Below are 14,249 nucleotides of genomic sequence, written 5' to 3'. Positions count from 1 at the left end.
CCGATGAGCACTCCTCTCATTACCCCGGAATTAGTATCTCTTGACGCCAACCTCGGCTCGACCAAAACCGAGGTCATCACCTCAGTCGCCGGACTCATTGCTGCCGCTGGACGCGCCGATGCTGACGGCCTCGCCCACGACGCTCTGGACCGCGAGTCCAAAAGCCCGACCGGTATGCCCGGCGGATTCGCCATCCCCCACTGCCGCTCAGCCGCGGTATCTCAGGTATCCCTGGGGTTCGCCCGGCTATCGCCCGCTGTCGACTTCAATGGACCTGACGGCCCGGCCGACCTCATCTTTATGATCGCGGCCTCCGAAGACGGCGGCGCGGACCATATGAAACTTCTGACCAAGCTGGCTCGCGCCCTCGTCAATCCTGAGTTCGTCGAGCAGTTGCGTCAGGCCCCCGACGCGCAAACCGTCGTCGACCTCATCGGTGGGGTCGTCGAGCCGAAGGAAGAAGCCTCGACCTCATCTGCAACGGCCCTCCCCGCTCCTGGGCACGCCGCGGTGACCAATGCCGCCTCCGATACGCCCCGCATCGTCGCCATTACGGCCTGTCCCACCGGCATCGCCCACACTTACATGGCAGCCGACTATTTGAGGGCTGCTGGGAAGAAGCTGGGTGTTGACGTCAAGGTCGAGCCCCAAGGGTCCACCGCCACCGAGCCTCTCAGCACCGACGACATCGAGGGTGCTGACGCTGTCATTTTCGCCACCGACGTTGGTGTCAAGGGCCGGGAGCGCTTCGCCGGAAAGCCAGTCATTGAGTCCGGGGTGAAGCGGGCCGTCGACGAGCCTGAGAAGATGATTTCGGAGGCCGTCGCCGCCTCCAAAGACCCACACGCCCATCGGGTCCCCGCTGGCCATGGTGAACAGCAGGAGCCCGAGCAGGCTGGATCTCACATTGGCTGGGGCAAGCGCATCCAGCAGGCCCTCATGACGGGCGTGTCCTACATGATTCCGTTCGTCGCCGCAGGTGGTCTGCTCATCGCCCTGGGATTCCTCTTCGGCGGGTATGAGATTGCCAAGGACGGCATGGATATTGCCTTGCACAACACCTTCAGCAACCTGCCGACGCCAACCGCCCATGCTCTAGGCGGATCAGCCACCATGACCTACATCGGCGCGGTCCTTTTCGCGGTCGGACAAGCGGCTTTCGGCTTCTTGCTACCTGCCCTCGCTGGGTATATCGGCTTCGGCCTGGCAGACCGCCCCGGCATCGCCCCCGGTTTCGTAGCGGGTGCCGTCGCTGGGGTGACCGGGGCGGGATTCATCGGTGCCATCATCGGTGGTCTGCTCGGCGGTTTCGTCGCCTACTGGTTCACCCGTCTCAACCCGCCGCGCTGGCTGCGTGGCCTCATGCCGGTCGTCATCATCCCGCTCGTCGGGTCCCTGGTCGCCGGTGGGTTGATGTACGTCGTACTGGGACGTCCGCTGGCAGCCTTGACGAACGCTCTCAACAACTGGCTAGGCGGCATGAGCGGCGCCTCGGCCGTCATCCTCGGAATCGTCCTGGGACTCATGATGTGCTCTGACCTGGGCGGCCCCATCAACAAGGCGGCTTACCTCTTCGCGACAACGAACCTCGCGGTCACCAACGTCGGATCCCTCAAAGTGATGGCCGCCGTCATGGCTGCCGGGATGGTTCCCCCGCTGGCCATGGCGCTATCGACGACCCTGCGTCCGAAGCTCTACCAGCCTGCCGAGCGTGAAAACGGCACTGCTGCCTGGCTGCTGGGAGCCTCCTTCATCTCCGAGGGCGCTATCCCGTTCGCAGCTGCGGATCCGCTACGAGTGATTCCCTCAATGATGGTCGGAGGCGCAATCACCGGTGCCCTGTCAATGGCTCTGGGGGCCGCTTCTAAAGCTCCCCATGGCGGAATCTTCGTCTTCTTTGCCATTGATCGGGTCTGGGCCTTCATCCTGGCCATTGTCGTCGGCACCCTCGTGGCAGCCTTGCTCGTAACCGCTCTCAAAGCCTCAGCTCGGCGCAAGGCCGCGGCTGCCGCGTAAAATTTCCACACCACAACCCCGAAAGGAACACCATCATGGCCAGCAAAACCGTTAAGGTCGGATCCTCTGTCGGACTCCACGCCCGCCCCGCCGCCGTCATCTCGCAGGAGGCTGCCAAGCTCAGTTCAACCGTCACCCTAGCTGCCGAGGGAGGCGAGCCAATTGACGCCAAGTCCGTGCTGCTCATCATGACCCTCGGTGCCAGCGCAGGCGACCCAGTGACAGTCGCCGGCGATAACGAGGACGACGTCAACACCATTGCCGACCTGGTTGCCTCTAACCTCGACGCCTGAGCCAGCCTCCACGATGGGGCCGCTGCCATCGTGACTCGGCCCCACAGGCACCAATGTCGAACCTCAAAAAGTGGCCACCGATCCGGAGTCGACGCGGTAGTTCGATCCGTTAACGAAGGAAGCCTTGTCCGAACATAGGAAAGCGATGACGGCAGCCACCTCCTCAGGCTCGCCGCGCCGTTTGAGCTCCATATAGGGGCGCTCCTGGTCAAGGAAGGACTCGATGGCCTCGTCAAAGCTAACGCCAAGCTCCTTGGACCGCTTATTCATCATGGCGTCAGTCATCGGGGTATGGATGAAGGCTGGAGAAACGGCGTTGACGAGGAGTCCTTCACGGGCATAGGTCCGCGACAAACCCTTAGCCAGAGCCAATACTCCGGCCTTGGCAGCGCAGTAGGGGATCTCGTCGTCGTAGGGCTGGACGCCGTCCTCAGAGGCCAGCAGCACGACACGCCCCCAGCCACCCGTGCGCAAGTCATCGAGGAACTCGCGCAGCACCCGCACCGGACCCATGAGGTCAATGTCAAGGGTGGAACGCCAGCCCTCCTCATCGATCTCGTGGAACTTACCCTGGGCCCCGGTCACGCCGGCCGACTGGACGAGGATGTCAATCGGACCGAGGGCGTCCTTCACTTGCTGGTGCAGCTTCGCCAGAGAGTCAGCGTCAGTGACGTCGGCCGGGAGGGCGACGAGACGGTCATCAGCGACGTCGAGAGCCTGCGCAGCCTGGGTGAGTTCGTCAGAGTCGAGGTCGGTGATGGCAACTTTGGCTCCCTCGGCGAGGAGGAGTTTCGCGGTGTGCCAGCCAATACCCGAATCAGCGCCAGTGATGAGCGCAGTGCGTCCGTTGAGTCCAAGATCCATGATTCCTCCTAGTGGTTAGCTGATAGCGGTCGAGAGGTCCTCAGGCGGATCGGCAAGCACTGTGACGGCCTTGTCGGTGCGTCCGGGAAGGTTCCACAGCAGCACACCGACAGGCTTGCCGTCGGACAGGTAGTAGACGACCTGCCCATCCCCAGCTTCCACTGATGTGGTCGCGAGGCTGGAGTCGAGGGTGCCGACTGCCTCCCAGCGGACCCCAAAGATTTGTGAGTACATCATCGGGGTATGGGTGTAGGAGTCTTTTGATCCCGCCATGATGCGGCCGGCCGCCTTGCCCATCGCGATGGCATTGTCCACATGCTCGACGCGGGTGCGGCCCAACACCGGGTCCGGGTAATTGGCGATGTCTCCGGCGGCCCAGATGGCCGGATCGTTGGTGCGCAACTGCTCATCAACGATGACCCCATCATTAACGGTAAGACCCGCTTCCTCGGCCAGTTTGGTGACCGGGGATGCCCCCAAACCCGCAATAACATCGTCAGCCTGGAGAATAGTGCCGTCATCGAGGGTGACCTCGGCCGCTTCATGTTTGCGCACCGAACAGACGCGCTTCCCAGTGACGAGGTGCACCCCAGCATCGGCGAAAAGCTTCTGGTACTCAGACGCAATCTGGGCCGGGAATTGCGAACCACCCAGCGTCGGATCGGGGGTGACGAGGGCGACCTCGCAGCCCTGCTGGACGAGGCCCGCAGCAAGCTCGGCACCGATATATCCGCCGCCGACGACCACGAACTGGTGACCGGGCTGGGCCAGCGCACGCAGCTGCTGGTAGTCCCGAGCAGACCGAAAGTAGAGGACGGCATCGCCGTCGTCGTCAATGCGCGACGGGGTAAGGCCGGTAACGAGCAGCAACTTCTGGTAGCCGAATACCTGGCCGGAAGCGGTCAGGACGGTCTTGCCGTCACGGTCAATGCTGAGCACCTCAGTGCCGAGCCGCAATTCCGCGCCGGTGTCTCCGACGGTAGCGAGGTCGGCCTGGTCCCAGGTGAACTCAGGGTCAGTCCACAGCTTCTTGCTCAGCGCTGGCCGAGGATACGGGGCGTCGACGTCAGCGCTGAGGATGGCGATCGACCCTTTCTTGTCGATGTCGCGGATACCGCGGGCGGCAGAATCAGCGGCCATCCCGCCACCGACAATGAGGTACTGGTACGTCATCATATCTGCTCCCAGGATGGGGTTCATCGTCGAAACGATGCGTACACCGACCACGGTAACCTGCCGCCCCTGCCTCTTCTAGGGTTCCAGCGAGCTTTTCGCACTAGGCCAAGCTTCGTATGGCATATCGGCACGCAACGGCATGTCTTGCCACGAGGGGCGGCAGCCGTCGCCACCAGAAACCGGATTACCACACCACGCGTAAACCCCCCGACAAGGCACGAGGCCCGCCCCAGACGGGACGGACCTCGCAATGGGTTGGGAGCGAGGTCAGGCGTCACCCTCCTCGGCAACGGAGTCGACATCCTTCATCTTCGCCTGGGTCCATGGGGCGATCACGAAGAGCACCACCGCTACAAGGATCGTCACGATACCTAGGCTGTAGTAGAACACCACATCACCAAGGTTCTTGGTGCGCTCGATCGTCACCGAGGCGAGGCCCTGGCCACAGGCTGAGGCGAGCAGCCACAGGGTCATGTTCTGGGATGCGAACTTTTTCGAGGCTAGCTTGGTCGCGGTCGACAGACCGATCGGGTTCATGAACAGCTCAGCAACAGTCTGAATGACGAACACCACCGCCAGGAACCACCACGGTGCGAGTCTGTTCCCACCTGGCCAACTCCGGAAACCGAATCCCATGATGAGGGCGGTTATACCGATGATGAACACCGAAATGGCGAACTTCTGCGGGGTATTGGGGAACTTCCCTTCCCTGCGCCGGAACCACATGCCTAGCAGGCCGGCCAGGATCAAGACTGCGGCCGGGTTGATGGTTTGGTACTGCTCAGGCTCCACCGACCACGACCCGACGATGTGTCCGTCGGTGTTGTCCTTAGCAAAAGTGGCCATCTTGCCGGCCGCCTGCTCGAAGATCATGGTGAACAGCACTTGGCCAACCCACAACGGCACAAATGCCCATAGATGGCCACGCTCACGATCAGAGACCTTCGGGGAGCGGAACATCGTCAAGAAGTAGCCCAGTGCCGTCACCAAGGCAAAGGCGAACAGGGCGTAGGCGATGGCCGAGGTCCACTCGCCCAGCAGGGCTTTGAACCCGATGGCAAGGACGGCACCGATGACGGCAATGCCCAACGCGCGGAGCACCATCCGGCGACCCTCGCCGGGGGCCAGCGGATTGGGGATGTCGAAGGCGAGCTCACGCAGTTTGGAACGACCGTGGAAGAAGGCGATCAGACCCAGAGCCATACCGATAGCAGCGGCAATGAAACCTACGTGGTAGCCGTAATGGTCCTTGAGGAGGCCGGTGACGATCGGCGCGAAGAGAGATCCAATACTGATCGACATGTAGAAGTACAGGAAACCCTGATCGCGGCGGGGGTCACCGTCATCGTAAAGACCTCCTACCACCGTGGAGAGGTTCGGCTTGATAAAGCCCGTGCCAATGGCGATGCAGATGAGGCCGATCCATGACGTCACCACCTGTGGAATCGCCAGGATGACGTGACCCGTCATGATGATAAGACCGCCGCACAGGGTGGACATCCACGGCCCGAGGATGCGGTCAGCGAAAATACCGCCAGGAATCGTCATCAACAACACTGCGGCGCCGTAGGAAGCCATAACAACCTGGCCGGCGTTGATCGGCAATCCTAGCCCGCCGTGGGCCAAAGTATCGGTGATGAAGTAAACGAGGATGGCGCGCATGCCATACCACGAGAACCGCTCCCACATTTCTACCTGGAGCATCCACGGCAAACCGCCGGGGTGGCCCAAGAATGACTTGTCGTCACGCGAGGGTCCTGTCACCAGATGCTTAGGCCGAAAACCTCGTGCTTTGGTGGCGGCGGCGACGCCTTCCGCGTCGACATCAAGCGGTTCGAGGGACATTTTCCCTTCCTTTCCGATGTTATGAGGCACCACGAGGTCCTCCAAGACGATGGTTCGGAACTCCCCAGGGGGATGACCGACCTGTGCCTAGACAGTGGTGCCTGTGTTCATCGCATCGCGACAGCGTCGTCACAAATGTGAATAATGACGAAGATAGGCTAGTACGAAAGTACTACTCGCGCGCGACCAAAAGTTATATATTCTCAGGCGTACTTCTCCTCGCGGTAGCCTGAACCACCCTCGACGTCCGCATCACCGGTGGTCACTAACCGGCAAAGTGCCAAGGTGAAGATCCACCAGAACAGAGCTACTGGGAAGTTCTTGATGAGGTAGGTGTCCATGAGGAAAGCCGGCATTGTTGCGAGCACGCCCAAGGATAAAAGCGGATAGCCTCCGCGAATTCCCTTGACACACACCGCGATGACAGTTCCCAGGCAGACCAAAATCAGGGCCAGCCCGATCACACCAAGCTCACCGACAACCTGGACGATGAGGCTGTGGGCGTGTGGGAGGCTGTAACCATAAAGAGTTCGGCGCATCCCGTGGGATGATTCGGGCATAAAGGTGGACTCGACAGCAAACCACGGCCAGATTGTTCCGTACCCGGTTCCCACCAAGAAATGACTCGGCGAATCCACAACAACACGTCCCGCCAATGCCCAAGTTCGCGCACGCGCCGGATCGACAAGAGACCCAGAACGGACCGTCGTCACTAGCCATATGGCTACCCCTGATGCCACGATTCCCAACACTGCGATGACGATCCGCTGTTTTCGGCTGCGCGTCCGGTAAGAACGTCCGAAAAATACCAGCCCGATGACGAATAGTGCCAGGCTGATGGTTCCGGCGCGAGACCCGGATGCTGCCAAACACGCAAGATGGCTGACGGCAGCCACGCTGGAGAGAATCCGGTGACGGTGTCGTATCACGGCGTTCACAGCAACGGCCAGGGCCAGGATGAGAAGGACGTGGCAGATGGCGGCCCCACCGAGTCTGGTGGCAACCCGCCATCCGGTGGTATTGCCTTCGACGTACTCACGAACGAGGTCAATTGGGTTAGCGATGGCCATCAGCATCGACAACCGCCACAGCGCGCCTTCAAGGTTCCCCACCGCGATCATCCGGCACGCGAAAATAGCCACGAGAAGGGTAACCATCGCCTCCGCCAGAGGCATCACTAGGGCATATAGCGGAAGATCCCGGGTAACCCCCATGGAATCGTCGTAGATGAGATGTTCGTGAAACGGGATTGAGACCGCAGCCCATACCAATAGCGCCACGAAACTGCACGTCACGATAGTGAGGGAACGAGACCACTCGCGCGGCGACGGCACCCCTCGGACATCCCGCACGATGCACAACGCTTCGAGTACCAGGGCCGCTCCAGCAAACAGCGGGAGCATCAACTGGCATGCGCCATTATCAAAGACAGGCTGGGCCACCGTTACGAAGGTGCAGGTGACGAAAAGACACGCGACGATGACCTCAGCTGCCCCGCTGAACCATTGGATGGGGGCAACCGAGCGCAATAATGTTACGGCCGAGGAGCCGTCTGGGGAATCATGGAGACGAAAGATGGGAGTCATCCTACCTGTGGGGCAGCTGGCCGCTCCGGGGCGCAGGGAAAATCGAGCAGAGATGTGAGAATCGGGCCGGACCTTAGCGGCCCGGCCCGACTACTGTTACGTCAGGAGATCTTGACGAACTCGCCGGTCGCGGCGGAGGTGATCATCGCCTCGCACACCTGGACGACCGTGGCACCCTGGGTCATCGTCACAATGTCGGATTCCTTGCCCAGCACCGCGTCACGGAAGTTTTCATGCTCGGTGCGTAGTGGTTCGGGCTTCGGGATCGCGAATCTGGTCACGTCACCCTCGGCAACACCACGGAAGTTAGCGATATCGTCCCATACCGTCGCAACCTTGGCGTTGGAGTAGAAGGTGAGGTCGGCGGTCAGAGTGTCCGCGACGAACATACCCTTCTCGCCGGTCACGAAGGTGCGACGCTCCTTAGTCGGGGTCAGCCAGTTGACGAGGTGGTTGCTCATGAGCCCGCCCGAGAGCTGGCAAGTCGCCGAGACCATATCCTCGTAATCGCGGCCAGCCTTGAACATGGTGCGAGCGGCGACCAACTCGAACTCACGCTGGGTAACCCACGCGGTGAGGTCAATGTCGTGGCTAGCGAGGTCCTTGACAACGCCGACGTCAGCGATACGGGCCGGGAATGGCCCCTGACGGCGGGTAGCCACCTGGTAGAGGTCACCGAGGTCGCCGTTCTCCAGACGCTTACGCAACGACTGCAAAGCCGGGTTGAATCGCTCGATATGGCCGACCGCGCCCACCAGACCCTTGCTCTCAAAGGCCTCAGCCAGACGAGTCGCAGCCGCAGTGTCGTAGGCCAGCGGCTTCTCGATGAGGGCGTGGACCCCCGCCTCAGCCAGCTTGAGACCGATCTCCTCGTGGAACTTCGTCGGGGCAGCGACGACACAGTAGTCGATACCAGTCTCGATGACCGCATCGACGTCGGGGAGAACGGGTAGGTCACCGGCGACTCCAAACGGGTCCTTGCCGGAGGCATCCGCGATCGCGACCAGATCGACGCCGTCGATGGCGCGCAGGTTGCGGACGTGGTTCTTGCCCATCGAACCGATGCCGACCATGCCGGCGCGCAGATTCGCCATCAGGCACCTGCTTTCGCGCAGGTATTGACAGCGGCAACGATGCGCTCACGGTCAGCCTGGGACAGCGAGGGATGGACCGGCAGTGAGACACACTCGGCGGCAACCTTCTCGGTGTTCGGCAGCTCCAGGCCCGGGGCGTAGGGGGCCAGCGACGGCAGCCGGTGGTTCGGAATCGGGTAGTAGACACCCGAGCCAACCTGGTGTTCCTCTTTGAGAGCGGTGACGAAACGGTCACGCTCCTCACCAGTAGCTCCCTCAAGACGAATCGTGTACTGGTGGTACACGTGCACATAACCCTCCGGCACGGCGGGGGTGATGGCCTCGGTGATGTTGGACGACAGGAACGCCGCGTTCTCCTGGCGGGTCTTGGTCCAGCCGGCCAGCTTGGTCAACTGCACCCGTCCGATGGAAGCGTGGATGTCAGTCATGCGGTTGTTGAGACCAACGTACTCGTTGGCGTAACGCTTCTCCATGCCCTGGTTGCGGAGCATGGCAGCCTTACGGGTGATTTCCGGGTCAGAGGTGGTGATCATGCCACCCTCGCCCGAGGTCATGTTCTTCGTCGGGTAGAAGGAGAAAGCTCCAAAGGTGCCAAAAGTACCGACATGCTTGCCGTCGATGCTGGCAGCGTGGGCTTGGGCACAATCCTCGAAGATCTTGAGACCGTGCTTTGTGGCGATCGCGACAATTTCGGCCATGTTAGCCGGGAGACCATAGAGGTGCACCGGCATGATCGCGGCGGTCTTGTCGGTAATAGAGGCCTCGATGGAAGCCGGGTCGAGGGTAAACGTGACCGGGTCGACGTCAGCGAACACCGGCTTGGCGCCGGACAGGGCTACCGAGTTGCCGGTAGCGGCGAAAGTGAAGGAAGGGACGATGACCTCGTCGCCCTCACCGATGCCAGAGGCCAGCAGGCCAATGTGGAGGGCCGAGGTTCCCGAGTTGACGGCGACGCAGTGAACCCCGTCGACGACCTGGGAGGAGAACTCGTCCTCGAAGGCGTGGACCTGGGGGCCCTGGGCGACCATGCCGGAGGCAATAACCTCGTCGACGGCCTTACGCTCGTCATCGCCGAGGATCGGCTTAGCGGGAGGAATGAACTGGGCGGTCACGTGAAAGCTCCTAACTATTCGGACGGAAGGTCCGGTTTGTGGGCGCCGTAGCACCCACGAGGGGGTATTGGGGGACGACGGCCTTAGGCCTGCTCGCCCTCGCTAACCAGGGTCAGCGTATCGGTGGCAGGATCCTCGATGAACCGGTCTCCGGTACGCGAGTCGATCCACTTGTTCTCACCGTCGGGATCTAGCGGGAATCCGGAACGGCCCACCCACTTAATGCGACGGGCCGGGACGCCGGCCACCAAGGCATATGCCGGGACATCCTTGGTGACGACCGAGCCGGCAGCCACCGTGGCCCACTCACCAATAGTGACAGGCGCAATGCACACCGAGCGGGCGCCAACAGAGCAGCCACGCTTGCAGGTCACACCCACCTGCTCCCAGTCGTCAGCAGATTTGAGGGAGCCGTCGGGGTTGATAGCCCGCGGGAAGTGGTCGTTGGTAAGCACCACTGCCGGTCCGATGAATACCCCGTCTTCCAGCTTCGCGGGCTCGTAAACCAACGCGTAATTCTGGATCTTGCAGTTGTCGCCAACGTGGACGCCCTCGCCGATGTAGGCACCGCGGCCCACGACGACGTTCTGCCCGAGGACGGCCTCGCTGCGAACTTGGGAAAGATGCCAGATCGACGAACCGTCGCCGATGGTCACACCGTCGTCCAAGTCGGCGGTGTCGATGATCCGTGGTTCACCCATGTGGGACGCCTTTCATGCCGGTTACATCAAGGCCAGCTTACTCGTGCTAGCCCGACAGGCCCGTCGCCCCTGCACGGCGACGCCGAAAATTCGGCGTGGCGGCCCGCCTTCCAACCGATTTAACGCGCGGGTATCACCCGTCTGCTTAGCTGAGCTGTGTAGCATGCACTGACGTGAGCAGCCTTCCCTCTGAACCCACCGTCGCACAATCCGGATCCTCCGCTATTGAGCGCGAGGGCACCACCGATTCCTCTACCCAGCCACCGCGCCCGCGCGACCCGGGACAGCCGATCGATCTACTCGGGTTCCTTAAAGGACTGGGGCACCACTGGCTCGCTGGCCTCATAACCTTCATTGTTGCCGCCGGGCTTCTCGTCGGCTATTCCCTCCTCATGGCACCCAGGAACACCGTCGGAACGGTCGCCGCCCACGCCCATGTGATGGTCACGTTGCCCGAGCCACGCACCGAGGCCCAGGCCACCGTCGAGTCGGCTACCGTCGACCAGATCATGAGCAACTACGTCGCTCTCACCACCCCGGACCCCATCGTCAACGCCGCCGTAAAGTATCTCCATGACGGAACAACCGCAGACGACCTCAAGGCGGGCGCCTCGGTGTATTGGGGTGGGGGCGGCACTGTCATTGCGGTCTACGCCATGGGAACCAACCAAAACCAGGCCATCGAGCGCGCCAACGCCTACGCCCGCGCATTCGCCGAAAAGGCGAACGACCTGGTTCCTAGTTCTCTCGCTAGCCTCCCGCAGCCGAAGCTAACGATCGTCCAGCCGGCCTTCCCATCGGACCCCAACCCGAACGCTCCAGCAACCAACAAGAACAGCACCAAGCTCTCCTCCCCGATGGTGGGGGTGGCTGCCGGCCTGATCCTCGGACTGGTCGTCATGGGCGTTCTGGAATACCGCTCCTCACGCCGCTCCAGGGCCTCCCGCTGACCGTTCGGTTTGCGTCACCGCTTCCGGACTTAGTGTCGGACGTCCGGCACTGGCACTGTTTGCTGCGACAGTCTCTGCAGTGATGGAGCTAGCCGCAACAAGGTAGAGCCAGGTCACGTGATACCGCAGGGTTGATGACGGAACGACGCCGAGCACAGGGAAAAGCATTACGACGGTGAGACCGAAGGCCGCCTGCCAGTCGGCCACGGGTCGACGCGGCAAGAAACCACGGACCAGAATCCACAACCAACAGACAACGAAAAGGATCATCGCGATCGCTCCGTAGCGGAGGACGATCTCCAATAGCAGATTGTGCGGATCCATGAGAACGTGTCCGTACAGAGCCGACGCCCGGGCTTGATACTCCGACAGTGAGCCGTATCCAAGGAGCAGGGCGGCCGGGTTAGACAACGTCATCGACAATGCGTTGGCCATGATAGTGCCACGTTCCGCTGTGGAGTGATCCTGGACGTAGGGACTCATCCACAGCCCGGTACCCAGCACGATGACAAGCGCTCCACCCCAGACGAAGGCACGCACCCCCATAGCGGCTGTATGGAGACGGCGAACGTTGAGGACAAACAACAGCATGACGGCACAGATGCAGCCAAAGAGGGCGCCTCGCGACCCGCCAATGAGGATCATCACCAGACACGTCGCCAGGACGAACAACCGTCCGAGACGAATCGCACCTCTTCGCGGGTTGAACCACAGCCGGGCCAGCACAGCAGTGAAAAGCATCGCCATGACGACACCGTAATCGTTGTAGTTGGGGTAGGTTGCAGTAACAACCCATCGATTCTTTGACACCGCACCCAGCGTGTTGGCCCGCGGGTAGAGCAGTGGCAGCAGCTTGACACCGGTCACGATCTCTCCCATGCCAATAAGCCAAACGAGGATTGCACCCCAGTACAGGCCGTGAAGGACCTGACGAGCCGTCCTACCTGGCTCAGCTGACCGGAACACCACGAGGGTCACACCTATAACCGCGAGCATGATGAAGGCGCTGTTCCCGGTGTCGGTTAGGAGTCCGGGGTGGAAAAATACCACGGCCATCCCGGAAGCCACCATGCAGCACACCTCGACCGCAACGAGAAGGGTCACCCTGAGGCTGGAAGCAAACCGTGTCTGCACCGCCAGGATGACCCACGGCACGATCAGGAAGAGGAGGAATCCCATGGGCAGCCGCATTACCAGCACGGCAGCGACCGCGCCCAGCCACACCCCTGACGTGGCCCGACTCGCCATCTCCTGACGGTCTAACGGCCGTGCTGCCGTTCGTTCGGCGACACTCATCGTTGATCCACCGCAGCCAGGGCCGTGACCAGCTCCTCCACCCGGGCTGCCCAGGTGTGCTGGTCCCGTGCGGCCATGACCCGGTCGCAAGCTTCATCAACCCGCTCCGGATGTTGGGTGAGCTGTTCCAGGAGGGCCGCGAACTCGTTCACGGAAGCCTGCACCGTCCACCCCAGTTCGTCGCGCGTCACGACATCCCCGACGAAGGTGCCCTCGGTGGCAATGATCGGCTTCCCGTTGCCGATGTACTCGAAAAGTTTGAGCGGAGCCGCAAAGTCTCGGTACTCATGCGGAGCCATCGCCAAGACGGCTACATTGGCCGCCGCGAAGTAGGGCTCCAACTCCTTCTTGCCGTTAGCATGGACAACCTTAATGTTGTTCCCCATAAGGGGCTCGTAGTCCTTGCGCGCCTGTTCCCATTCCTTAGGCCGGGTGCAAATCGTCAGGGATGCCTCGGGGACACTGGCGACTGCCTCGCAGAAGGCACGCAGGTCGTAAAGGGACCCCAGTCCACCGACGTAGAACATCGACAGTGGCGATGGCGGGGTGGCCGTCGGGGTCTCGTCAATGTCGTGGCCGGGGGGCAGGGCAACCTTTTTCACTCGATCACCGACGTCAACCCACTCCCCCATACGCAGTGAAGGTAGGAAAAGGACGTCGAGGCACTGCCGATAGGCGAGCAAGTCGTAGCGGTACATCGCCTGCGCCACGAGCTGTTTGGCCTTCGGGACTCCCTCACCGTAGAGCGGGAACTTCCAGTAGACGTCCCGATAGAACAGACCTACCGGAATGCCGTGCCGACGCAAGCGGGTCAAGAAGGCGAAGTCCTCCAAAGGGTGGGTGGGCAGGTGATGGGGCTCGGTAAGAGTCGTGGGCATCGTCGAGGACTCCGAATAGCAAAACTCGAATCGGGTGCCAGCACGGATAGCGTTCATGACCACCTGAATTTGGCGGCGCCGCTGACGGGCGTCACCAGCAACCACCCACACTTCGCCCCACTGCGTCAAGGCTTTGAGCATCGCCACAGCGCGCTTCTGCCCACCGAAAGTCGTGTTCGGGTCCAGTGGGTAGGGGACGTGGTAGATGCAGCGTCGGACCTCGCGATCAGCGCCGGTCTGTGGCATGGGTTGTCCTCCGATCCGCCGAACAATTCACCACAACGGTACCCGAGGTCTAGGACTGCATCAGACCTGTAACAGCACAAGACACCATGTCGGGACGGCAACGCACACGCAATACCCGACCACTGTGGCAATCACGTTCGGGAACCATCGCATAGCGATCTTGGATGGCACGGGCTCCCTCCACCAACCGTA

At 61.7% G+C, this 14,249-nt stretch carries 12 protein-coding genes; 3 read left to right on the top strand and 9 right to left on the bottom strand.

All coding sequences use genetic code 11. The features are described 5' to 3' along the window. The first annotated feature begins 3 nt into the window (after positions 1-3). Positions 4-2,016 (top strand): PTS fructose transporter subunit IIABC, encoded by a 2,013-nt coding sequence (locus CPA42_RS00790; protein ID WP_002515803.1) that lies wholly within the window; start codon positions 4-6, stop codon positions 2,014-2,016. A 35-nt stretch (positions 2,017-2,051) separates the two neighbouring features. Next, complete coding sequence (locus CPA42_RS00785; protein ID WP_002515906.1) at positions 2,052-2,309, top strand: HPr family phosphocarrier protein; 258 nt, start codon at positions 2,052-2,054, stop codon at positions 2,307-2,309. 63 nt (positions 2,310-2,372) lie between these two features. Here CPA42_RS00785 and CPA42_RS00780 read toward each other — a convergent pair whose 3' ends face one another. From CPA42_RS00780 to CPA42_RS00750, 7 genes are all read right to left on the bottom strand, one after another. Next, positions 2,373-3,173, bottom strand: a complete 801-nt coding sequence (locus CPA42_RS00780) for an SDR family NAD(P)-dependent oxidoreductase (protein WP_002515845.1) — start codon at positions 3,171-3,173, stop codon at positions 2,373-2,375. A 15-nt stretch (positions 3,174-3,188) separates the two neighbouring features. After that, entirely contained in the window at positions 3,189-4,373 is a 1,185-nt protein-coding gene (locus CPA42_RS00775) for an NAD(P)/FAD-dependent oxidoreductase (RefSeq protein WP_002518629.1), read from the bottom strand. Positions 4,374-4,616: 243 nt separating this feature from the next. Next, the gene (locus CPA42_RS00770) at positions 4,617-6,239 is read right to left on the bottom strand and encodes a peptide MFS transporter (RefSeq protein ID WP_002518628.1); all 1,623 of its coding nucleotides are present in this window, start codon (positions 6,237-6,239) and stop codon (positions 4,617-4,619) included. Positions 6,240-6,397: 158 nt separating this feature from the next. Continuing rightward, complete coding sequence (locus CPA42_RS00765) at positions 6,398-7,780, bottom strand: O-antigen ligase family protein (RefSeq protein WP_002515826.1); 1,383 nt, start codon at positions 7,778-7,780, stop codon at positions 6,398-6,400. Between the two features lie 101 nt (positions 7,781-7,881). Continuing rightward, a complete protein-coding gene (locus CPA42_RS00760) occupies positions 7,882-8,874 on the bottom strand; it encodes a Gfo/Idh/MocA family protein (RefSeq protein WP_002515865.1) in 993 nt (330 codons plus the stop codon). Next, entirely contained in the window at positions 8,874-9,986 is a 1,113-nt protein-coding gene (locus CPA42_RS00755) for a DegT/DnrJ/EryC1/StrS family aminotransferase (RefSeq protein WP_002515800.1), read from the bottom strand. Before CPA42_RS00755 ends, CPA42_RS00760 begins: the two co-directional genes overlap by 1 nt. 83 nt (positions 9,987-10,069) lie before the next feature. Then, entirely contained in the window at positions 10,070-10,687 is a 618-nt protein-coding gene (locus tag CPA42_RS00750) for an acyltransferase (RefSeq protein ID WP_002515799.1), read from the bottom strand. A gap of 173 nt (positions 10,688-10,860) precedes the next feature. Here CPA42_RS00750 and CPA42_RS00745 point away from each other — a divergent pair, with 173 nt between their 5' ends. Then, positions 10,861-11,637, top strand: coding sequence for a YveK family protein (locus tag CPA42_RS00745; protein ID WP_002515829.1), 777 nt, complete (start codon positions 10,861-10,863; stop codon positions 11,635-11,637). Here the strand turns inward: CPA42_RS00745 and CPA42_RS00740 are convergent. Then, complete coding sequence (locus CPA42_RS00740; protein ID WP_002515867.1) at positions 11,611-12,933, bottom strand: O-antigen ligase family protein; 1,323 nt, start codon at positions 12,931-12,933, stop codon at positions 11,611-11,613. The two genes, CPA42_RS00745 and CPA42_RS00740, sit on opposite strands and share 27 nt — an antisense overlap. Then, the gene (locus tag CPA42_RS00735) at positions 12,930-14,057 is read right to left on the bottom strand and encodes a glycosyltransferase (protein WP_002515744.1); all 1,128 of its coding nucleotides are present in this window, start codon (positions 14,055-14,057) and stop codon (positions 12,930-12,932) included. The genes CPA42_RS00740 and CPA42_RS00735 overlap by 4 nt, the downstream gene beginning before the upstream one ends. Positions 14,058-14,249 lie beyond the last annotated feature (192 nt).

It is taken from the genome of Cutibacterium acnes (assembly GCF_003030305.1).
Taxonomy (GTDB): domain Bacteria; phylum Actinomycetota; class Actinomycetes; order Propionibacteriales; family Propionibacteriaceae; genus Cutibacterium; species Cutibacterium acnes.
The sequence above is the reverse complement of the archived record's forward strand: the minus strand, read 5'-3'. Positions and strand labels throughout refer to the sequence as shown.